Raw genomic sequence first — 20,768 nt, 5'->3', positions numbered from 1 at the left:
AGAAACGCTTAAATCAAACCAGTAGGAAAGACACGGAAAATTTCTCTTAAAGTGTGTAGAAAGTTCTTTATATACATTTTGCAGTAGCAGTCTTGTTTCATATCTTCCTGATATTTAAAGAAATATATTGTGGTATAGAAGCTGCAATTCTAAATTAAATATAGCAATTAACATTAGCGCGCTGTTTTGCATACATTACCTTTTCAGCGCCGAAGAAGTCGTTAACCAAGTAGAAGTCGTTAGCCAAAAAATTGCTATCCAAATTATGAGCAGTTCACAGTTGGTCAAGGAGTGAGGCATGAACATTTTAAAGTGGGTTTATTCAGCTATTGTTGTTTCAGTTGTCATAGCATTAATCGGCATGTTCGGGCAGGGTAAGCTGTCAGTTAGCCAAGCAACGGCCGATGACGCAGAACGCACTGTTCACGCCGATATTGTTAAGGTCGAACAGACCTTATCACTGGTAGAGTTTGATTTATCTAAAAAGGCGCATCTGCTTAGAAAAACACGATTAGATTTTTATGTTAAGCAGGCAAAACAAGCTGATTTAAGAGGTTGGAAGTTTAAACGTGACGAGTTTGTTGAACGGGCTGAAAACATCATAAGCCACCACCTTACGCAATATGCGAACGATATAGCTCAAGAGACAGAGACCTACACTGCACAGGCAATCTAGTCTAAACAGTATTAACGAAAACGCCCCTTACATCATAAAGGTGTAAGGGGCGTTTTGGGTTTTGATTCTATATAAATCTAGCCATTGATCTTTGAAATATAGGCTTCAATTATTTTTGCGACAAAGGCCTGGCAATCTTCGGCTGTCGTAGGGTCATATTCACCATGATTGGTTATATTATTTGATAAAACGCGAACACCTAAAAATGGGATATGGTAGGCGTGAGCTATTTGGGCTGCTGAAGCTGTTTCCATCTCTTCCACGCTAGTACCCAAATTCTTATGAAGCCATGCAATTCTATCTAGTTCATTGTTCCAAAAGTTGCCGCTGCCGATCGTTCCTTTTACTACACTACCTCGTTCATATTGGTTAGCTAGCGATGAAGCGAGCGCGATCAATTGCTTATCTCCCAAATAAAAGCGCAATTTCTCAGCATCTTTTGCACTGCTACCTTCTCCTGCACTTCCTTCAGAAGCCATAATATCCATTGGTATCCAATTGAGAGGATCAGTACCTTCTCCTTTTGGTACCTTTGGAGTTTTAAAATTTGATGCGTTAATACTTCGCTCGCCCAAAACGATGTCTCCAACTTTCAAAGATGGGTCATGCCCTCCAGACGTACCTTGATTGATGATGAGGCGAGGATGGTATCGCTCGATACCAATAGCTGTCGCCGCCGCGGTGTTCTCTAAACCTTTACCGGTTTTAGCAACTACAATGGGGTAACCGTTTAGAGTACCTTTGTAGAACACAGCATTACCTGCATATTCGATGGTTACATTACTCAGTAGCGCAGCAAAGTATTCAGCTTCTATAGGCATAGGGCCTTGAATCATTATTGGCTGTAATGGAGTACTTGGTGAGCTTACTTCAACACTTTTCATATTATGCGACAAAGGGGCACTGGCCCATGCGCAGTTACTGATAACGGTAAGAAAGGCTATTGCAAGTAACCTAAATGTATGTTGTTTATGGATGTGGTACATACTTATCCTTAATCTTATTTTTTATAGTTCTTGTCCTGAGAAGTTTATAACGAAGGAACGCTTGGCACGTTAGGCAAAGTTTATTATTCCAATAGCTTTCACGCCACATTCTTATTATGTGTTTGACTTGGTATGACTAATTAAATTTCAGGCAAAAAAAAGCGAAGCTTAAGCTTCGCTTTCAATATTCATTTTAGGCTATTCAACTTCTACAATTTTTAAAGTGTTAGTTGCGCCTACCTTTTCCATTTCATCGCCATAGGTGAGGATGATGCTGTCACCGCTTTTCACTAAGCCTTTATCTTTCAGCGAAGCAATAACATCGTACTTTAACTTTCCTGGTTCGCTGTTAGACGAGTCAAAGTAAACTGGCTTCACACCACGGCATAATGCCATAGTGTTAAGCGTAGATTCGTGGCGAGACATAGCAATTATTGGTAGTGACGTAGTAATACGAGACATCAAGGTTGGCGTAGTTCCACTTTCTGTCAAACCGACAATCGCTTTAACGCTTGGCAGGTGGTTCGCTGCATACACAGCAGAAAGTGCAATTGACTCGCTCGTCGATGAAAACTTCTGATCCATGCGGTGCTTTGAAATTTTAACGCTTGGATGAGTTTCTGCACCTTCACAAACACGGGCCATTGCTGCAACTGTCTCGATAGGGAAGTTACCGGCGGCGGTTTCAGCTGAAAGCATGACCGCGTCGGTACCATCTAGTACAGCGTTCGCCACGTCCATAACCTCAGCACGTGTTGGCATTGGGCTATCAATCATCGACTCCATCATTTGAGTCGCAGTGATAACAACCTTGTTCAGTTGACGAGAGCGGGCTATTAACTTCTTCTGAACGCCAACAAGTTCTGCGTCTCCAATTTCTACACCCAAATCACCACGAGCTACCATAACAGCATCAGAAGCTGCGATAATATCGTCCATGGCTTCGTCAGAAGCGACGGTTTCAGCACGTTCAACCTTTGCACAAATTTTGGCGTAGCAGCCTGCTGCTTCAGCAAGCTCTCGCGCGTAGTTCAAATCTGCGCCGCTTCGAGGGAATGACACTGCAAGGTAATCGACGCCGATTTTTGCCGCAGTTTTAATATCTTCTTTATCTTTGTCGGTAAGCGCATCTGCCGAAAGACCACCGCCTTGACGGTTAATGCCTTTGTTGTTTGAAAGTTTACCACCAACGGTAACTTCAGTAACCACTTTGCGTCCTTCAACACCCGTCACACGAAGCTGAATACGACCATCATCAAGAAGAAGGATGTCGCCAGCAGATACGTCGTCAGGAAGCGCTTTGTAATCAATGCCTACTTGGTTGATATCGCCTTCGTCACGACCTAACTCAGCGTCTAAGATGAACTTAGCACCGACATCTAAATGAACAGCACCCTCGGCAAAACGGGCAACACGAATTTTAGGGCCTTGAAGGTCACCTAAAATAGCTACGTATTTGCCTAAGTTCTTTGCAGCCTGGCGAACGCGCTTAGCTCGCTCGATGTGGTCTTCAGCCTGCCCGTGTGAAAAGTTCATTCGCACTGTATTCGCGCCAGCGGCTATTAGCGCCTGAATTTTCTCAAGTGAGTCTGTTGAAGGTCCTAGGGTGGCAAGAATTTTAGTTCTTCTGGTCATGTGATTCCGTCGCTGTTTCTAAGTTAGAAAAGACAAAGAGTAATAAGCGTTGATTATTATATAAACGCCTGTAATCGCTTTACGTAATTTTATTACAGAATAATAGTTGAATTTGACAATAATGTGAATGAAATAAACAAAAACGCCCAACTGGCTCGACCAGTTAGGCGCTTTTCTGAATCTATCCGCCGTAAATTGCTACGGCAATAAATACAACTATGATCAAGTTGGTGATGATTTAATCGCCACGTTTTTCGTATCGCGAACCACGCAGCGTGTCTTTAACACGCTTGAGGTTTTCTCTGAATTTATTGCCTCGGCGCAATGTGAAACCAGTGGCAAGAACGTCGATAAGCGTAAGCTGAGCTATTCGAGAAGCCATAGGCATATACATGTCGGTATCTTCTGGGACTTCTAGCGAGAGTACATAGCTGCACTCTTGGGCGAGAGGGCTTTCTGCTGACGTTATGCCCACAACCGTTGCATCGTTCATACGAGCTATTTGAGCTATCTCAACCAGACTTTTAGTACGACCAGTGTGGCTTATCAAAACCACTACATCACCGGCTGAACAATTCATACAGCTCATGCGCTGCATAAGAATGTCTTCAAAGTAAACAACAGGCACATTGAATCGGAAGAACTTGTTAAGTGCATCGTGAGCCACAGATGCCGACGCACCTAAACCGAAAAATGAAATTTTCTGAGCCTGGGTAAGTAGGTCAACTACGCGATTCACTACATTGACGTTGACCGACTGTCGGGCAACTTCAAGCGAGGCCATAGTAGACTCAAATATCTTGTTCGTATATTCGTCAGGGCTGTCGTTTTCATCGACGTGACGATTAACATATGGCGTGCCGTTAGCTAAGCTTTGGGCCAGATGAAGTTTAAAATCTGGAAAGCCTTTCGTATCCAGTCTTCGACAGAATCGATTAACAGTGGGCTCACTAACATCCGACATTTTAGCGAGGGTTGCTATACTCGAATGAATGGCTGTTTGTGGGTTAGCTAAAATTACTTCAGCTACCTTTTTTTCAGATTTACTGAATGCCGCTTGGTTTTGTGTGATTTTTTCTAAAATGTTCATACAGATATAGCAATTGGTTAGCACAAATTATTGTAAGGTACACCTGTAATAGTACCCAATGTGACGTCTGTGACAAGAAAAATGTAATTTTTTGACAAAATTTGTTGTTTCAAACAGGTTAAATCAGGGTAAACTGAGGGAAATAGTAAAGATTCAGATCCTATAGTTGGTTCAAGTTGTAATTTTACTACATTTGGTGTTAACTATACGGTAAAAATAGTCGTTAGTGTTGTAAATAACTGTACAATACGCCGCGCACACATACATTTAAAAGGTCGACGAATATGGTATTGGATAATTCCTACGAGCCCTGTGATTTTGTACTTTTTGGTACGCTGGGAGATCTTTCACGACGCAAGTTATTGCCTTCTTTATATCAGCTAGAAAAAGCCAACTTGATGCACCCTGAAACCACAATTGTTGGTGTGGCGCGTCAGGAAATGGAACTAGACGCTTACATAGAAGAAGTTCACGCTAATCTTATAAAGTTTGGTGAAAAGGACTTATGTGAAGCTACATGGGAAAAAATGAAAGCGCGTTTGCATTACGCATGCGTAGACATGAAAGATGTCGAAAGCTATTGCGTACTAGACGACCACGTTGACCCAACTCGCACAATGGTGTGTTACTTAGCTACACCGCCTGCTATTTATGGCGACATTTGTCGCGGTCTGCATAGCTGCAAAATCATCGATTCAAGCGTTCGTGTAGTGCTTGAAAAGCCAATCGGTCATGATTTGGAGTCGTCCAAAGTTATCAACGAACAGGTTGCTGAATATTTCGACGAAAAACAAATATACCGTATTGACCATTACCTAGGTAAAGAAACCGTTCTTAACTTAGTGTCGCTTCGTTTTGCCAACTCTATTTTTGCTACAAACTGGGATCACAACTGTATTGATCACGTTCAAATTTCAGTGGCTGAATCAGTAGGTATTGAAGGACGTTGGGGTTATTTCGACGATGCGGGACAAATGCGTGACATGGTGCAAAACCACCTGTTACAAATTTTAAGCTTGGTCGCGATGGAACCGCCAACAACCCTAGATGCTGATAGCATTCGTGATGAAAAGCTAAAAGTGCTTAAAGCGCTTCGCCCTATCAACTCGTTTAATATTAACGAAAGCACGGTACGCGGTCAGTACACGTCTGGTTTTGTTAAAGGCGAAGAAGTACCTGGATACCTTGAAGAAGAAGGTGCAAATACGCAGAGTAAAACTGAGACCTTTATTGCAATAAAAGCGGAAATTGATAACTGGCGTTGGGCCGGCGTGCCATTCTACCTGCGCACAGGTAAGCGCATGCCAACTAAGGTGAGTGAAGTTGTTATTTACTTCAAGCGCCAGCCGCATAATTTATTTGGCGATAGCTTCAAAAACCTTCCGCCTAACAAACTCGTTATACGTCTACAGCCTGATGAAGGTGTAGAAATCACGGTAATGAATAAAGTTCCAGGTTTAACTAGCTCAGGCTCGATGGACCTACAAAAATCTAAGCTTAACCTAAGCTTCTCGGAAGCGTTTGCTGACGAGCGTATTCCTGACGCTTACGAAAAACTTCTGCTTGAAGTGATGCTTGGAAACCAAGCGCTATTTGTTCGCCGAGACGAAATTGAACAAGCCTGGACATGGGTAGATTCAATTCTTGAAGCGTGGAAGCAATCAAGTGAGCCACCTGAGCCGTATCAAGCAGGTACGTGGGGTCCGGTAGACTCTATAGGTCTTCTAGCCCGCGAGAATCGCAGTTGGTACGAAAGCAAAACAGGAAAGAAAAAGTAATATGGCGTTAACAACTCTATCATTTGAAACACCTGACGCGCTTACCGATGCATTTGCACAAGATTTAGTAAGCATTCTTAAAACAGGTATTAAAACTCGTGGCCGTGCATCTCTTGTAGTTAGCGGTGGACGTACTCCTCTAGCGCTTTTCAAGCAGTTAAGCGAGACCGACCTTGAGTGGGATAAGGTTGATATTACCCTTGCTGACGAGCGCTGGGTAGAAGAGAGCCATGAGGCCAGCAACACTAGCCTAGTTAAAAATAATCTAATTCAAAATAAAGCCGCAGCAGCTCGTTTTATCGAACTGAAAAGCGATGTTGACGATGCAAACAAAGGCGTAAATGCAGCCGAGTCTAATTTGGCAAGCATGTCACAGCCTTTTGACGCATTAATACTTGGTATGGGGGAAGACGGGCACACTGCATCGCTTTTCCCTTGTTCTGAGCAAGTACTTGACGGCTTAGATATGAGCAGCGGCAGAACCTGCATTGCTGTTCAACCTACAACAGCACCTCATCAACGTATTTCATTAACGCTACCTGCGTTACTCAATAGCCGAAACATCTTTTTACACCTAACGGGTGAAAAGAAAAAGCAAGTGCTTTTAGACGCTATTGAAAATGCTACCGAAGCGCAAAAGCCCATCACTGCCGTTGTAAATAGAGCACCGGTGACTCTGATGTGGGCGCCATAGGAGACTATATGAATCCAAAAATTGCTGAAGTTACGCAACGAATTATCGAGCGTAGTAAAGAAACGCGTAAAGCGTATTTAGAAAAGATTGAGGAAGCACGCCGTCAAGGTCCACACCGCGGTGTACTATCGTGCGGAAACTTGGCCCACGGCTTTGCTGCATGTGGTACAAGTGAAAAGGCTGACCTTCGTTCCATGACCAAAGCCAACGTGGCTATTGTGTCTGCGTACAATGACATGCTTTCTGCTCACCAGCCTTATGAAACTTACCCTGCGCTTATCCGCGAAGCGGTAAAAGAAGTGGGCAGTGTAGCGCAGTTTGCCGGTGGTGTACCTGCAATGTGTGATGGTGTGACGCAGGGCCAGTCTGGTATGGACTTAAGTCTTATGAGCCGTGACAACATCGCTCAGGGCGCAGCTATCGCGCTTTCACACAACATGTTTGATAGCACCCTGATGCTAGGCATTTGCGATAAGATAGTACCTGGACTGCTAATGGGCGCACTTACGTTTGGTCACTTGCCAACGGTGTTTGTTCCAGCTGGTCCTATGCCATCAGGCTTGCCAAATAAAGAAAAAGCCCGCGTTCGTCAGGAATTTGCTGAAGGCAAAGTTGGTCGCGACGCGCTGCTTGAAGCTGAGTCTCAGTCTTATCATTCTGCTGGTACTTGTACTTTCTACGGTACAGCCAACTCAAACCAGCTTGTGGTTGAGATGATGGGCTTACACTTACCAGGTTCTTCGTTTGTTAACCCTGGTACGCCACTGCGTGACGCGCTAACAAAAGCCGCTGCAGTTCAAGCAACTCGGCTAACTGACCTTGGCGACAATTACACGCCAATTGGCCACATTGTAGATGCTAAGGCTATTGTGAACGGTCTTGTAGGTTTACTTGCAACGGGTGGTTCTACTAACCACACCATGCACCTTATCGCTGTTGCGCGCGCTGCTGGTTACATTGTTAACTGGGATGATTTCTCAGATATTTCAAATGCAGTTCCACTACTTACCCGTATTTATCCTAACGGTTCAGCAGACATTAACCACTTTGTTGCCGCTGGTGGTATGTCGTTGCTTATCAAGCAACTGCTTGACGCAGGACTACTACACAACGATGTGAAAACTATCGTTGGTGATGGTCTAGACCTATACACCAAAGAGCCTGTGCTAAAAGACGGCGAGCTAGAGTGGCGCGACGGCCCAACTGAATCTCTGGATAAAGAGGTACTTGCGACCGTCGAGACTCCGTTTAAGCCTGATGGTGGTTTGAGTGTGCTTGACGGTAACCTAGGTCGCGGCGTAATAAAAACGTCTGCGCTTCGAACCCCGCATTGCACGATTAAAGCGCCAGCGGTAGTGTTTGAAGATCAGTTTGAACTAGATGAAGCGTTTAAATCTGGCAAGCTAGATAAAGACTGCATCGTTGTTGTTCGCTTCCAAGGCCCATCGGCCATTGGTATGCCAGAGCTTCACCGCTTGACGCCACCACTTGGAGTAATTCAGGACCGTGGATTCAAAGTAGCACTTGTTACTGACGGTCGTATGTCGGGTGCATCAGGTAAGGTACCTGCTGCTATCCATGTGACTCCAGAAGCTTATAAAGGTGGTCTACTTGCTAAGGTACAAGAAGGCGACATTATTGAGCTCAACACCGAAACCGGTGCTTTAACTCTGCACGTTGATGACGAAACACTTGCCGCTCGAGAAGCAGCGCCAGCAAGCTTGGCGAAGCATCATGTTGGCATGGGACGTGAAATGTTTGCAGGTATGCGTGCCATCCTTACTGGTGCAGAAGAAGGGGCGTGTTCACTGTTTTACACGCAGGAGCAAGCATAATGAGCCAAAAGTTTGTGGCTGATGTCGGCGGTACCAATATTCGCGTTGCGAGAGTAACCGAGTCGGGCGTCACTGACATCAAAAAATACATGTGTAATGACTTTGCTAGCATCGATTTGGCTATTACACAGTATTTTACTGATATGCCAGAGCACAACTTTACCCAAGGTTGTATTGCAATTGCCTGCCCAGTGCTAGGTGACCAAGTTGTAATGACTAACCACAGCTGGGCTTTTTCTCAAAACGCTTTGCGTTCGCAGCTTAAGCTAGACGCGCTGTTCGTTATTAACGACTTCACTGCAGTAGCACATTCATTACCTGTGCTAAGTGAAGACCAAGTTGTTCAAATTGGTGAGGGCACACCAAAAGAGAACGGCAATATTGCTGTTTTTGGCCCGGGTACGGGCCTTGGCGTTGAGCATATCACTATGACTTCAACGGGTTGGCAAACATTAGACGGTGAGGGTGGTCATGTTGACTTCGCTCCCGTTGATGAAACCGATGTTGTGGTTTGGCGTCATTTGCAATCAACGTTAGGGCGGGCTTCTGCTGAAGAAGTGATGTCTGGACGTGGCTTGCACAATATCTACACTGCGTTAGCTAACGATGCGTCTGCCCCTGTAGCTTTTACTGAGCCAGCGCAAATTACAGAAGCAGCATTAAACGGAACGTGTGAGTTAGCTGAAGCAACACTGACTCAGTTTTGTCGAATCATGGGAAGCTTCGCGGGTAATATAGCGCTCAATATGGCGACTACTGGCGGCATCTTTATTGGTGGAGGTATTGCAAATCGTTTCCCTGAGTTTATTCAAAACAGCGATTTCAGAGCGCGTTTTGAAGCAAAAGGGCAAATGAAGCATTACGTTAAAGACATTCCCACCTATCTTATTGCAGAACCTGATCACGGTTTATTGGGTGCGGCTGCATATCTGAATCAAAATACAGCGAGCTAAATTATGACATCAAAATGGAAAACCTCTCCAGAGGAAATTTTTGCGGCCGGCCCAGTTGTACCTGTGTTGGTTATCAACGACGTAGAAAAAGCGGTACCTCTGGCAAAAGCGCTAATGGAAGGTGGAATTAAAGTTTTAGAAGTAACTTTACGTACACCTGCAGCAATTGACGTAATTAAGCGAATTGCAGAAGAAGTACCTGATTCTTTAATTGGGGCGGGAACGGTAACCAACGCACAACAGCTAAAGGCGGTTGTTGAAGCCGGCGCTAAGTTTGCTATTAGCCCAGGCATGACGGCTGACTTGCTCAAAGCGGGTATGGATGCTGATATTCCACTTATCCCAGGTATTTCTTCAACGTCTGACCTAATGAAGGGTAAAGATGCGGGTTATACCCACATGAAATTCTTCCCCGCTGAAGCGTCAGGTGGCGTTAAGGCTATCAAATCTATCAGCGGTCCTTTCCCTGATGTAACTTTCTGCCCAACAGGCGGCATTGGTCCAAATAACTACAACGATTACTTAGCACTTAAGAATGTTAAGTGCGTAGGTGGTTCGTGGTTAGCGCCAGATGATGCAATTGAATCAGGTGATTGGGCGCGCATCACCCAGTTGGCTAAAGAAGCCGTTGCAGGTGCTAAGCAGTAGGATGCGACAACCTTATTTCTTTTAACGGAATAAGTTGCCATTTTAAAGCTGTAGCGAATGAAAAAAGAGACGCTTATAACGTCTCTTTTTTATTTATTGTAAAAGAACTCTGTTTTTTACGAAGATAGAGTCTGTGTTTTCATAATGGGCATAAGCGATGTTACGCGTCATTAAATGACCCTTTATGAACCTTTCCCGCATGTTTTTTGATTTGACTCACATATCACACCAGTTGTGTGCAGACTTCTCTCTACGTCCGTACTTAATAGATTAGAGATAAAGCGCGCTAATAGTTCTTCATCCATTAATGAAGACATTTCTAAGTGATTCAGGTTTGGAAAAGAGTGTTGTGTTATACCTGAGCTATTAACAGCTTCCCAATCTCGCTCTAGAGCGACTCTATCGGTGGGTGAAGTGTAAACATAGGTCGTAAGAGGAAATTGTTTTAATTTTCCTATAATGTCTATGTCACTTTCCTCAGCCTTTGCGTTGCTATAAACAATAGCTACAGCGTCTTTAATGTTCTGTTTAGATATAAATGATGAATACACTTTATCTTTGTGCAAAATATTCCATAGCGCCAATGTAGAGTGATGGAAGTCTGTCATTGGCGCAATCAAGTGTAGTCGCGCCCCTTCAACCTTGGATGCGACGTGAAACGCGGCGACGCTTCCCATAGAAATGCCGATTAAATCTACTTTAGCTGGCTTTTGTTCTTCGATTGCTGAAACTATTGGAGTCACGGCGTTCAGGCCAAAAGCAAAATGTTCAGCGCTATCTGCGCTTTCAACAACTATGACATCGGCGCCCGTCATTAGCGTAAGCCATTGTTGATGCATAGCCACAATAGCCTTCGCGGTGCCGAACCCCGGGAAAATAAATATCAAATGACGTCCATCACTTGTGCTGGCTCTTCCACTATCTTTAAAAGTCCATACCTTGGTTTTATTGTTGATGGTGAGGGAAAATTCTAATTGGCTTACTGGGATATCTGGCGAACGTTGAACTTTAATGCATTCACTACTAGTTGAACATAGACGTGATGTTTTAAATGTCTCAGACAAATTTCCACTTACCGAGGGGGTATGCTGGGAGGCTATTTGATAAGCAATAAGGCGGGCGCAGCCCGATAAAGATATCGCCAAATAGAGGAGAAACAACAATCTAACTAACTTCAATTTCTTATTCTTGGGCTTCATTCCATTGAAAAGCATATAACTACACCAACGATTAATATTGATTTTGGTTAGTTTGATAGCAGTAGTGGGGCTTTATTAGCTCCACTACCAAAATATAAATAACTGATACCTAACGTGGAACAATAGTCTGGCTAAGAGTGTGACTTTCACCAGGTGCTAACGTTCTGCCTTGGGTTAATGATGTCTCCACGCACAGCATGTGCTTATAGCCAAATGGGTCCATGTCTGAAATGGACGCAGCACCTTGCCATGGGTTCCACACAACAAGTGAATCATTGCCCTGTGAAACAACTTCGGTAAATATATTGCCGTCTACTTCAATATCAGCGTTTGTAATGGGCGCAAGGTGGATTCGGTCGGTTTCTCCGGTAATGGTGTAAGGCGATAGCGTAGGCTTAACCGCCCAAGTGTCAAGCTTGTCTTTATATTCGCCCTCAATGCCTTTTATAACTGCTTGCTGAATATCATCAACATGAAAATAAGTGTGCAATGCACAGTTAAAGTCGAATGCTACCACCCCTGTGTTTTCAGTAACTAAAGATACCTCCATAGTTTCACCGATAGCGACAACCATGGTTACAGTGCAGTCATTTTCAAATCCCTCAGCCCGGGTAAAACTTGGCGAAAGGGTTATAGTGGTTCCGCTTGCTGATTCTTCTGAGTTAACCAGCTTCCACACCTGGGTTCTTAAAAAGCCGTGAGAGGGAAGGGCACCTTTTTCGCGACCATGGTCATCACTAAACCATGGCCAACACACTGGAATACCCCCGCGTATTGGGCGCTCGCCATTTAGATAGGCGTGTGGACTTACCCAAAGTCGCTCTTTGTTATCGCTCTTTGGAACAAAAGATAAAATATGGCCGCCAAATAAGCTTATGCGCGCTGTGGCGAAAGCGTTATCCACGTCTAAAAAGGTAAGACCATTAGACTCGCTAACGGTAACTGAATTCACAGATGGCATACGTCCCCCTTGGACTGAATACTAAACTTACAAATAGGCGACGGGAAAATGTGGGTCGCTGAAAAACCGTCTTTATTTTTGAGACAACAAAAAAGGTGCAAACATAATGCTTGCACCTTTAGATTAACTCAACTTTAGAACAAATAGTTTAACTATTTGTTCTATATTTTGTTTATTACTTAGAAATATGAGCTACTAAGTCTAGAACCTTATTTGAGTAACCCCATTCGTTGTCGTACCAAGATACAAGCTTAACGAATGTGTCAGTAAGCGCGATACCTGCAGTAGCGTCGAATACAGAAGTGCGTGCGTCGCCTAAGAAATCATTTGATACAACTGCATCTTCAGTGTAACCCATGATACCTTTCAGCTCGCCTTCTGAGGCTTCTTTCATTGCAGCACAGATTTCGTCGTAGCTAGCAGCCTTCGCTAGGTTAACCGTAAGATCAACAACTGAAACGTTAGGTGTAGGTACACGGAAAGCCATACCTGTTAGTTTACCGTTAAGCTCAGGAATTACTTTACCCACTGCTTTGGCAGCACCCGTTGACGATGGGATAATGTTTTGACCCGCGCCGCGGCCGCCACGCCAGTCTTTCATTGAAGGACCGTCTACAGTTTTCTGTGTAGCAGTTGTAGCGTGAACGGTTGTCATTAGACCGTCTACAATACCAAACTTGTCGTTAAGCACTTTTGCAAGTGGAGCAAGACAGTTAGTAGTACAAGATGCATTTGAAACGATAGTTTCGCCAGCATAGCTCTCTTGGTTAACGCCCATTACGAACATTGGCGTGTCGTCTTTAGACGGTGCAGACATAACCACTTTCTTCGCGCCAGCTTCAATGTGCTTCGCTGCAGTTTCTTTAGTTAGGAATAGACCTGTTGATTCAACAACAACATCTACGTTTACTTCATCCCACTTAAGCGCAGCTGGGTCTCTTTCAGAAGTAATACGGATAGTTTTGCCGTTTACAACTAGACTGTTGTTATCAACTGAAACTTCACCGTCGAATAAACCGTGCGTCGAGTCGTATTTCAAAAGATAAGCAATGTAGTCTGTGTCTAGCAAGTCGTTAATAGCTACAACTTCAATGTCGTTGCGCTCAGCTGCTGCACGCATTACTAGGCGACCAATACGGCCAAAACCATTGATACCGATGCGGATTGTCATAACGTACCCCGATTGTTCAAATAAAATGAAAATAAATTACGTAAAGTATGGATCAAAATGCCATAATTAGCAAAATAAAAAGCTAAAGTGTTGCAAAATTACGAATAAGTGCTATTGCAATCGTATTCACATATCGCGAAGCCTTTGTTTCTAGAATAATGTTAAAAATTTGTTTGCAGACGCACTTTGCACCTTTGGCCTATGCGTCTTTCACCGAATAACAGGAATGACACACCATGACACAACAACTTCTGCAACAACTGGTTGAAATGCGGGGAATTGAAACCCAATACGTCGACGCATGGGGAAAACCAGCAACCATCGCAGAATCAAGCAAAGCGAAACTGCTAAACACGCTTGGCTATGACACCAGCAGTGATGAAAAAATTCAGTCACAAATTACACAAGATATTAAATCGGTATGGTTGTCGCCTTTAAATCCTGTTCAAGTTGTACGAAACACCCAAGAAATAAACTTAGCCGTTCGCTTACCCATCGAGTTGGTTAACGATGACCATACACTTACTATTACGTGTGAAAATGGTGACGTACAGACCCATCAATTTACGCCTGTTGATCAAGAAATGACGACAATGGCGCACATTGACGATGTTGAATTTCATGAATACGTAGTAACCCTACCTTTGGATTTACCACTTGGATATCACGACGTAGCATTAAGTGCGGATGACGATGAATTCGCACGTTCTCGCCTAATTGTGGCACCAGAGGCATGCTATACACCGAAAGAGATTAAAGAAGGCAAAAAAATCTGGGGCCTAAGTGTTCAGCTTTACTGCGTTCGCAGTGAAAAGAACTGGGGCATTGGTGACTTCTCAGACCTTGCACTGCTTATTGAAAAAGCCGCGGGCGTTGGCGCAGATTTTATCGGGCTTAACCCAATTCATGCGCTTTACCCAGCTAACCCTAACGCATGCTCTCCTTATGGGCCAAGCTCACGTCGCTGGTTAAACTATTTATATATCGATGTAACTGCAATTGACGGTTACGACGATGCATCGGTGCAAACGGTAGTTAGCAGTGATGAGTTTACCGCTACGCTAGAACACGCCCGTAATGTTGAGCATGTAGACTACGAAGCAGTAGCCCATGTGAAATTAGCAGCCCTTAAAGCGGTGTTTGATGTTTACGATGCTAAATACCTTCGTAAAAACACTAAACAAAATAAGGCATTTAATGCTTTTGTTGATGCCGGTGGCGAGAGCTTAGATATGTTAGCGGTGTACGATGCTCTTCAGTCACACCTAAAAGCTGATGGTAAGGAAAGCTGGGGGTGGCCGGTATTTCCACAGGAATACAAAGACTATCATAACCCAGCGGTGGCTAAATTTAAGAGTGCTAACCAGCATGAAGTTAAGTTTTACCTGTTCCTTCAATGGATTGCTGCCCAGCAACTTGAAGCGGCAAGTAACAAAGCAACCGATGCCGGCATGACTATTGGTCTTTATCGCGACCTTGCTGTTGGCGTAAGTGAAGGCAGTGCGGAGATTTGGGGTAACAAAGACCTGTACTGCACAGGGGCAAGTGTAGGTGCGCCACCAGATATTTTGGGCCCGCTTGGTCAGAACTGGGGCTTACCCCCAATGGACCCTCGCAAACTTTACGAACAAGCCTATCAGCCAATTATAGACTTGTTTGCTTCGAACATGGCCTCTTCGGGTTCGTTGCGTATCGACCACGTTATGGCGTTACTTCGCTTGTGGTGGGTAGTAAAAGGCGACCACGCGAAAGACGGTGGCTATGTTTATTATCCAGTCGATGACTTGCTCGGTATCTTAGCGCTAGAAAGTCATCGTAATGAAAGTTTGGTTATTGGTGAAGACTTGGGCACCGTACCTGAAGAAATTCGCAGCAAACTGGCTGACAACGGTGTGTACTCATACCGCGTATTTTTCTTCGAACAAGCAGAAGACGGCGGTTTCTTCTCGCCTAGTCATTATCCTGTTCAGTCGATGTCAACCTTGACTACTCACGATATGCCGACGTTGATTGGTTACTGGCACTGTCTAGATTTAGAGTTGGGTAAAGAAATAGGGCTGTACCCGACAGAAGAAATTCTTCAAACGCTTTATGCAGATCGTCATGAAAATAAACAAGCTATCCTTGATACGCTGCATGGACACGGCTCCATTGGCGACAATGTAGGTCGCGATGTGAATCACACCGGCATGAATCGTGATTTGAATAACGGTATGCAGGTTCATATGGCAGGGGGGTCAAGTGCGCTGTTAAGTCTTCAACTAGAAGACTGGTTAGAAATGGATAAGCCAGTGAACATTCCTGGTACATTTGATGAGTATCCAAACTGGCGTAGAAAGCTGACTGAGAATATTGAGTCGTTGTTTGAAAGACATGATATAAATGAGTTAGCGTCTAAACTTACTCATGCTAGAAAACAAGCAAGCCAAGACTAACTGTCGTTGTCAAAGAATCGACAAGAGGCAGTTGCTTAGGCAACTTTAACGAGTAAGATAAAGTACCAAGACGGTACTTGAAAGAGCTTAGATGTGATCAACGCATTTAAGCTCTCAATTCAACCCGCTGTCATGCGGGTTTTTACTAGGAGTAGCGAATGCAATTAGCGCAGCAGTTCGAACAGGTATTATGTTCTCAGCCGTTTTCCCATTTAGGTATAGTGACAAAAGAGCAAAGCTCTTTACTTCGTGTTTGGCATCCAAACGCAAGTGAGATAACGATTAAATGGGGCAATCCTGCGCTAAAGGATACAACCGTTACTTCCAGTAATGGTTTGTTCGAAACACCACTGCCAGAAAAGTATCAAGGCGAAATTTATCGCGTTCTAGCTAAAGGCGAAAACGCTTATATCGACCCATATCAATTTACCGACCAGGCTTATCACGCTGTACATTATATCGACAGCACGCCTGCGAACTTATATGAACAAGCTGGCGCGCAAATTATTACACTGACTTCACCAGAAGGTGAAGCTGTAAAAGGCGTAAGGTTCTGCGTATTCGCCCCTAATGCAAGTACGGTTTCACTTATTGGAGATTTCAATCAATGGGATGGTCGTTTACATCCTATGGAAAAAACGTCTATGGGATACTGGGTGCTGTTCGTTCCAGAACTCAGCGACGGAGAGCGCTACAAGTATCAGCTTAAAGATGCGCACGGCCATGACCTGCCGCACAAAGCAGACCCTCTAGGTTTCAGTGCAGAACAATACCCATCGCACGCCTCAAAAATTTACGATCACAACATCTACAAGTGGAATGATGGCGCTTGGATGGAAAAGCGCAAGGGCAATAAATACAACAGCCCGATGAGCATTTACGAGGTACATCTAGGGTCTTGGAAGCGCCCGGGCGTTGAAACGGATGCGCGTTATCTAACGTACAAAGCACTGGCTGATGATCTCATAAGCTATGTAAGCGATATGGGCTACACCCACATAGAACTGCTGCCCATTTCAGAGTTTCCGTTTGATGGCTCATGGGGTTACCAGCCAGTGGGCATGTTCGCGCCAACCAGTAGATTCGGAAACCCAGATGAATTTAAATACTTTGTTGATAAGGCTCACCAAGCAGGTATCGGTGTAATTATCGATTGGGTACCCGCTCATTTCCCTGAAGATGGTCACGGTCTAGCAAGATTTGATGGCTCATGTGTCTATGAGTATGAAGATCCAAGGAAGGGCTGGCATCCAGATTGGAATTCATGCATTTATGATTTTGGTAAAGATACTGTACGTCATTTTTTAGTAGCAAATGCACTGTTTTGGTTAGATAAATTCCACGTGGATGGACTGCGTGTTGATGCTGTGGCATCCATGCTTTATCTCGATTATTCACGTAATGACGGTGAGTGGATCCCGAACGTAAACGGCGGCAACGAAAACTATGAAGCTATAAGTTTACTCAAATGGATGAATGAAGAAGTGTATAAACACTTCCCTGACGCCATGACCATTGCGGAAGAATCGACCTCATTTCCGAAGGTTTCTCGACCTGTTTTTGAAGGTGGTCTAGGCTTCGGCTTTAAGTGGAACATGGGGTGGATGCATGACTCTTTGCATTACATCGCTAAAGACCCTGCGTACCGAAACTATCATCATGGCGATATTACCTTTAGCATGGTCTACGCGTTTGATGAAAACTTCGTACTGCCTATTTCACACGATGAAGTTGTGCATGGTAAAGGCAGTATGCTGCACAAAATGCCAGGCGATGAATGGCAGCAAGCCGCTAATCTACGTTGCTATGCCGGTTTTATGTATGGCCATCCCGGTAAAAAACTTAACTTTATGGGCAATGAGCTTGCGCAGGCACGTGAGTGGAACCATGACAGCAGCTTAGACTGGCACCTGCTCGATTATGATAAACACAAGGGTGTGCAAGCACTTTATAAAGCGCTCAATAACCTCTATACATCAACACCAGCGCTATACGAGCAAGATCACGAACCTAGTGGTTTCGCATGGCTAGATCACAGTAACGCAGACCAAAGCGTAGTATCATTTGTGCGTACGTCAAAAGATGCAAAGCAAAAAGTGTATGTGGTGTCTAATTTTACGCCGGTGCCACGTGAAAACTTCAGAATAGGCGTAGATGATGCATGTACGTTATCGCTTGCACTTAATACCGATGACAGTGCGTACTGGGGGAGCGGCTATGAGGTCGTACGTGAAGTTTCCACGCAAAACACGCCTTTCCATAACCGCGGCCACTCGGTAGAGATAACTTTACCGCCGTTAGCAACCGTTTTTTACGTTGCTGATGTAGGTTAATCCGTCTTAGGCGTTATAGCCTTAGCGTATAAGTAGATTGAGAACGCAGTGAACGAAATTTCAGAGATAGTGCAAATTGTTGAAAGTGGGGTGGGTAATGCACATCCACTTGGCGCCACACTGACTCACGATGGATGTAATTTTGCCGTTTATGCTCCTGATGCTAAAGCGGTCGTATTGTGCTTTTTCAATTGCGATACTGAAGAGGCGATAAGTGAACACCCACTGCCAGAAAAGACCGGCGACGTTTGGCACGGTCATTTTAGCGGTGTAAGTGCAGGCCAGTACTATGGGTACCGTGTAGAGCGTGGAGAAGGTGGTTTACATGCTGTGCCCACTGACAAGTTACTTATTGATCCGTACGCCAAAAAAATCAGTCGTGCAATTAAGTGGGATGCGAGGCAGTACAAACACGACTCTCAGTTTATGATCCCTAAGTGCATAGTCATAGATTATAACGACTATGCAACTAATCATGCTCGTCCGCCGGTTATACCTAAACATAAGAGAGTGGTGTATGAGGCGCACGTAAAAGGCCTAACAAAGCTTCACCCTGATGTGCCAAAAGCGCACCGTGGTAAATTCATTGGTGCAGCTCATCCTAGCGTCATTAATCACATTAAGGCATTAGGCGTAACAACAGTTCAATTTATGCCTTTGTGTTCGTTTATGCCAGAGCCTTTTATCACCGATAAGGGCTTAACAAACTATTGGGGGTATAACCCCGTTAACTTCTTTGCGCCTGAACCACGCTATGGCGTGTCAGACGCGCTCGCTGAACTTAAGTCTATGATTGACGCTTATCACAGTGCGGGCTTAGAGGTGATAGTTGATGTGGTGTTTAACCACACAGCAGAGGCGGGCGGTGGTGGCCCTATTTTATCCTATAAAGGGTTTTGCCCAAACCAAGCGTATTTGTTGGAACAAACCAAAAACGGTGAATTGGTTTACTCTAATCACTCTGGCTGTGGTAACACAGTAAATACTGCGCAGCCATTTATGATGGGGCTTATTTTAGATGCCATGCGTCACTGGGTGTCCGTTATTGGTGTAGACGGTTTTCGCTTCGATTTGGCAGTTTGTTTGGGAAGAGAGCCCCAGCAATACAATAAGAAATCCGGGTTACTAAGAGCCATCAGTAGCGACCCTGTTTTAAAAGATAAGGTGCTGCTCGCTGAGCCTTGGGATATTGGTCCAAACGGTTACCAAGTCGGCAACTTCCCGTCACCATGGTTAGAGGTAAACGACAAATACCGTGATACAGTGCGCGCTTTTTGGCGGGGAGATGGTGGTGTAACAGCAGACTTTGCTACGCGGTTAATGGGCTCACGAGATATTTTCCACAAAGGCCGGCGACATATCAGTACGTCAGTTAATAACGTGACTTATCACGATGGTTTCACGCTACATGATATGGTGACCTACGCTGAGCGCCACAACCTCGATAACTTAGAAGAAAATCGAGATGGGCATGGGCACAACCTTTCTGCAAACTACGGCGTAGAGGGGGAAACGAATGACGAGCGAATTCTTGCAATGCGAGAGCGTCAAAAACGTAATCTGTTCGCTACCCTGATTTTTTCTCAGGGGACTCCCCATATACTTGGTGGTGATGAGTTAAGTCGTACTCAAAATGGCAACAATAACGCCTACTGCCAGGATAACCCGATTAGCTGGATGAATTGGGAACTAAACAAGCGTAAACAGGACTTTTTAAGCTTTTGCCAGTATGTAGTGCGCTTGCGTCAATCATCATCATTGCTTAGCGAATTAAAGCTTCATGACGACACTTTTACACTATCAAGAAACGTTAAAGAGATTAATTGGTACAAACCGGATGGTTCGGACAAAGCGTCTGAAGATTGGAATGCACATCACAACAAAGCGTTTGGTGTTGAAATAAAGGGCTGTGTCATGAGCCAGAGAGAGCCCGACCAAAAGCCCGAGCACTGGTTTTTGTGTGTGAATGCTAGCGATAGCGACGTGCGTTTTCACCTGCCAACTGTATTACCAAAAGGTGGGTGGACCATGCATTTAGACACGCGCTATAGTTCACTAGAAGAGCAACCTTCTATTTGTATTCAAAAGGTGTTTTTACAAGCCAGTAAATCTCTCACGCTGTTTAGTTTTTCCCAATTTTCGGAATGAAAGTTGTAGTTAAACTAAAAGAAAGCCTTAAAGCGATAACGCGCTATATCAGGTTTTAATTGTCTGCCAAATGCCGTTTGCTTTATCAAAACTCACGGCGTTCGCTAACGGGCACGAACCTGATTACTCAGCGCTAGGCGAAATACAGCCAGCAAGATAAACCCAATTAGATAACCCAAATAGATAAACGCAGCGCTCAGCCACCGACAAACCGCATGCACTGTAG

The 20,768-nt window shown here is 44.4% G+C and carries 15 protein-coding genes; 9 read left to right on the top strand and 6 right to left on the bottom strand.

Translation table 11 applies throughout. From position 1 onward, the window contains the following. Positions 1–298 precede the first annotated feature (298 nt). Entirely contained in the window at positions 299–676 is a 378-nt protein-coding gene (locus tag IW644_RS13880; protein ID WP_179983759.1) for a hypothetical protein, read from the top strand. Positions 677–753: 77 nt separating this feature from the next. Here IW644_RS13880 and IW644_RS13875 read toward each other — a convergent pair whose 3' ends face one another. From IW644_RS13875 to IW644_RS13865, 3 genes are all read right to left on the bottom strand, one after another. After that, positions 754–1,662, bottom strand: coding sequence for a 5'-methylthioadenosine/S-adenosylhomocysteine nucleosidase (locus tag IW644_RS13875; RefSeq protein ID WP_269918101.1), 909 nt, complete (start codon positions 1,660–1,662; stop codon positions 754–756). 198 nt (positions 1,663–1,860) lie between these two features. After that, positions 1,861–3,297, bottom strand: a complete 1,437-nt coding sequence (gene pyk / locus IW644_RS13870; protein ID WP_269918100.1) for a pyruvate kinase — start codon at positions 3,295–3,297, stop codon at positions 1,861–1,863. Between the two features lie 238 nt (positions 3,298–3,535). Then, positions 3,536–4,387 carry a MurR/RpiR family transcriptional regulator gene (locus IW644_RS13865; protein WP_025255586.1) on the bottom strand — a complete coding sequence of 284 codons (852 nt, stop codon included), beginning with the start codon at positions 4,385–4,387 and terminating at the stop codon, positions 3,536–3,538. A 284-nt stretch (positions 4,388–4,671) separates the two neighbouring features. Here IW644_RS13865 and zwf point away from each other — a divergent pair, with 284 nt between their 5' ends. Genes zwf through IW644_RS13840 form a run of 5 tightly spaced genes read left to right on the top strand, consistent with a single transcriptional unit; the run spans position 4,672 to position 10,295 of the window. Further along, positions 4,672–6,165, top strand: coding sequence for a glucose-6-phosphate dehydrogenase (zwf, locus tag IW644_RS13860; RefSeq protein ID WP_118493985.1), 1,494 nt, complete (start codon positions 4,672–4,674; stop codon positions 6,163–6,165). Between the two features lies 1 nt (position 6,166). Beyond that, on the top strand, positions 6,167–6,859 hold the full coding sequence (gene pgl, locus IW644_RS13855; protein WP_179983757.1) for a 6-phosphogluconolactonase: 693 nt from the start codon (positions 6,167–6,169) through the stop codon (positions 6,857–6,859). An 8-nt stretch (positions 6,860–6,867) separates the two neighbouring features. Continuing rightward, positions 6,868–8,694, top strand: coding sequence for a phosphogluconate dehydratase (gene edd, locus IW644_RS13850; protein ID WP_269918099.1), 1,827 nt, complete (start codon positions 6,868–6,870; stop codon positions 8,692–8,694). Continuing rightward, complete coding sequence (locus IW644_RS13845) at positions 8,694–9,647, top strand: glucokinase (protein WP_269918098.1); 954 nt, start codon at positions 8,694–8,696, stop codon at positions 9,645–9,647. Before edd ends, IW644_RS13845 begins: the two co-directional genes overlap by 1 nt. Before the next feature lie 3 nt (positions 9,648–9,650). Next, on the top strand, positions 9,651–10,295 hold the full coding sequence (locus IW644_RS13840) for a bifunctional 4-hydroxy-2-oxoglutarate aldolase/2-dehydro-3-deoxy-phosphogluconate aldolase (RefSeq protein WP_179983754.1): 645 nt from the start codon (positions 9,651–9,653) through the stop codon (positions 10,293–10,295). 182 nt (positions 10,296–10,477) lie between these two features. On the opposite strand, the gene IW644_RS13835 is transcribed toward IW644_RS13840, so the two are convergent. The 3 genes from IW644_RS13835 to gap all read right to left on the bottom strand — a co-directional run bounded on the left by IW644_RS13835 (position 10,478) and on the right by gap (position 13,626). After that, complete coding sequence (locus tag IW644_RS13835; protein ID WP_269918097.1) at positions 10,478–11,473, bottom strand: hypothetical protein; 996 nt, start codon at positions 11,471–11,473, stop codon at positions 10,478–10,480. Positions 11,474–11,603: 130 nt separating this feature from the next. Continuing rightward, positions 11,604–12,455, bottom strand: a complete 852-nt coding sequence (locus IW644_RS13830) for a D-hexose-6-phosphate mutarotase (RefSeq protein WP_269918096.1) — start codon at positions 12,453–12,455, stop codon at positions 11,604–11,606. 175 nt (positions 12,456–12,630) lie between these two features. Continuing rightward, a complete protein-coding gene (gap, locus tag IW644_RS13825) occupies positions 12,631–13,626 on the bottom strand; it encodes a type I glyceraldehyde-3-phosphate dehydrogenase (RefSeq protein ID WP_179983752.1) in 996 nt (331 codons plus the stop codon). Positions 13,627–13,862: 236 nt separating this feature from the next. Between gap and malQ the strand changes: the two genes are divergently transcribed. The 3 genes from malQ to glgX all read left to right on the top strand — a co-directional run bounded on the left by malQ (position 13,863) and on the right by glgX (position 20,542). Next, the gene (malQ, locus tag IW644_RS13820; protein WP_269918095.1) at positions 13,863–16,061 is read left to right on the top strand and encodes a 4-alpha-glucanotransferase; all 2,199 of its coding nucleotides are present in this window, start codon (positions 13,863–13,865) and stop codon (positions 16,059–16,061) included. Between the two features lie 158 nt (positions 16,062–16,219). Beyond that, a complete protein-coding gene (gene glgB / locus IW644_RS13815; protein ID WP_269918094.1) occupies positions 16,220–18,394 on the top strand; it encodes a 1,4-alpha-glucan branching protein GlgB in 2,175 nt (724 codons plus the stop codon). A 48-nt stretch (positions 18,395–18,442) separates the two neighbouring features. Next, positions 18,443–20,542, top strand: a complete 2,100-nt coding sequence (gene glgX, locus IW644_RS13810; protein WP_269918093.1) for a glycogen debranching protein GlgX — start codon at positions 18,443–18,445, stop codon at positions 20,540–20,542. Positions 20,543–20,768: the final 226 nt, after the last annotated feature.

The organism is Alteromonas sp. PRIM-21 (genome assembly GCF_027563165.1).
Classification (GTDB): Bacteria; Pseudomonadota; Gammaproteobacteria; order Enterobacterales; family Alteromonadaceae; genus Alteromonas; species Alteromonas macleodii_A.
The sequence above is the reverse complement of the archived record's forward strand: the minus strand, read 5'-3'. Positions and strand labels throughout refer to the sequence as shown.

What these genes read in the sequence shown, in the direction of transcription:
- IW644_RS13880 (WP_179983759.1), top strand. Translation starts at nt 299, where the DNA reads ATGAACATTTTAAAGTGGGTTTATTCAGCTATTGTTGTTTCAGTTGTC.
- IW644_RS13875 (WP_269918101.1), bottom strand. Translation starts at nt 1,662, where the DNA reads ATGTACCACATCCATAAACAACATACATTTAGGTTACTTGCAATAGCC.
- pyk (WP_269918100.1), bottom strand. Translation starts at nt 3,297, where the DNA reads ATGACCAGAAGAACTAAAATTCTTGCCACCCTAGGACCTTCAACAGAC.
- IW644_RS13865 (WP_025255586.1), bottom strand. Translation starts at nt 4,387, where the DNA reads ATGAACATTTTAGAAAAAATCACACAAAACCAAGCGGCATTCAGTAAA.
- zwf (WP_118493985.1), top strand. Translation starts at nt 4,672, where the DNA reads ATGGTATTGGATAATTCCTACGAGCCCTGTGATTTTGTACTTTTTGGT.
- pgl (WP_179983757.1), top strand. Translation starts at nt 6,167, where the DNA reads ATGGCGTTAACAACTCTATCATTTGAAACACCTGACGCGCTTACCGAT.
- edd (WP_269918099.1), top strand. Translation starts at nt 6,868, where the DNA reads ATGAATCCAAAAATTGCTGAAGTTACGCAACGAATTATCGAGCGTAGT.
- IW644_RS13845 (WP_269918098.1), top strand. Translation starts at nt 8,694, where the DNA reads ATGAGCCAAAAGTTTGTGGCTGATGTCGGCGGTACCAATATTCGCGTT.
- IW644_RS13840 (WP_179983754.1), top strand. Translation starts at nt 9,651, where the DNA reads ATGACATCAAAATGGAAAACCTCTCCAGAGGAAATTTTTGCGGCCGGC.
- IW644_RS13830 (WP_269918096.1), bottom strand. Translation starts at nt 12,455, where the DNA reads ATGCCATCTGTGAATTCAGTTACCGTTAGCGAGTCTAATGGTCTTACC.
- gap (WP_179983752.1), bottom strand. Translation starts at nt 13,626, where the DNA reads ATGACAATCCGCATCGGTATCAATGGTTTTGGCCGTATTGGTCGCCTA.
- malQ (WP_269918095.1), top strand. Translation starts at nt 13,863, where the DNA reads ATGACACAACAACTTCTGCAACAACTGGTTGAAATGCGGGGAATTGAA.
- glgB (WP_269918094.1), top strand. Translation starts at nt 16,220, where the DNA reads ATGCAATTAGCGCAGCAGTTCGAACAGGTATTATGTTCTCAGCCGTTT.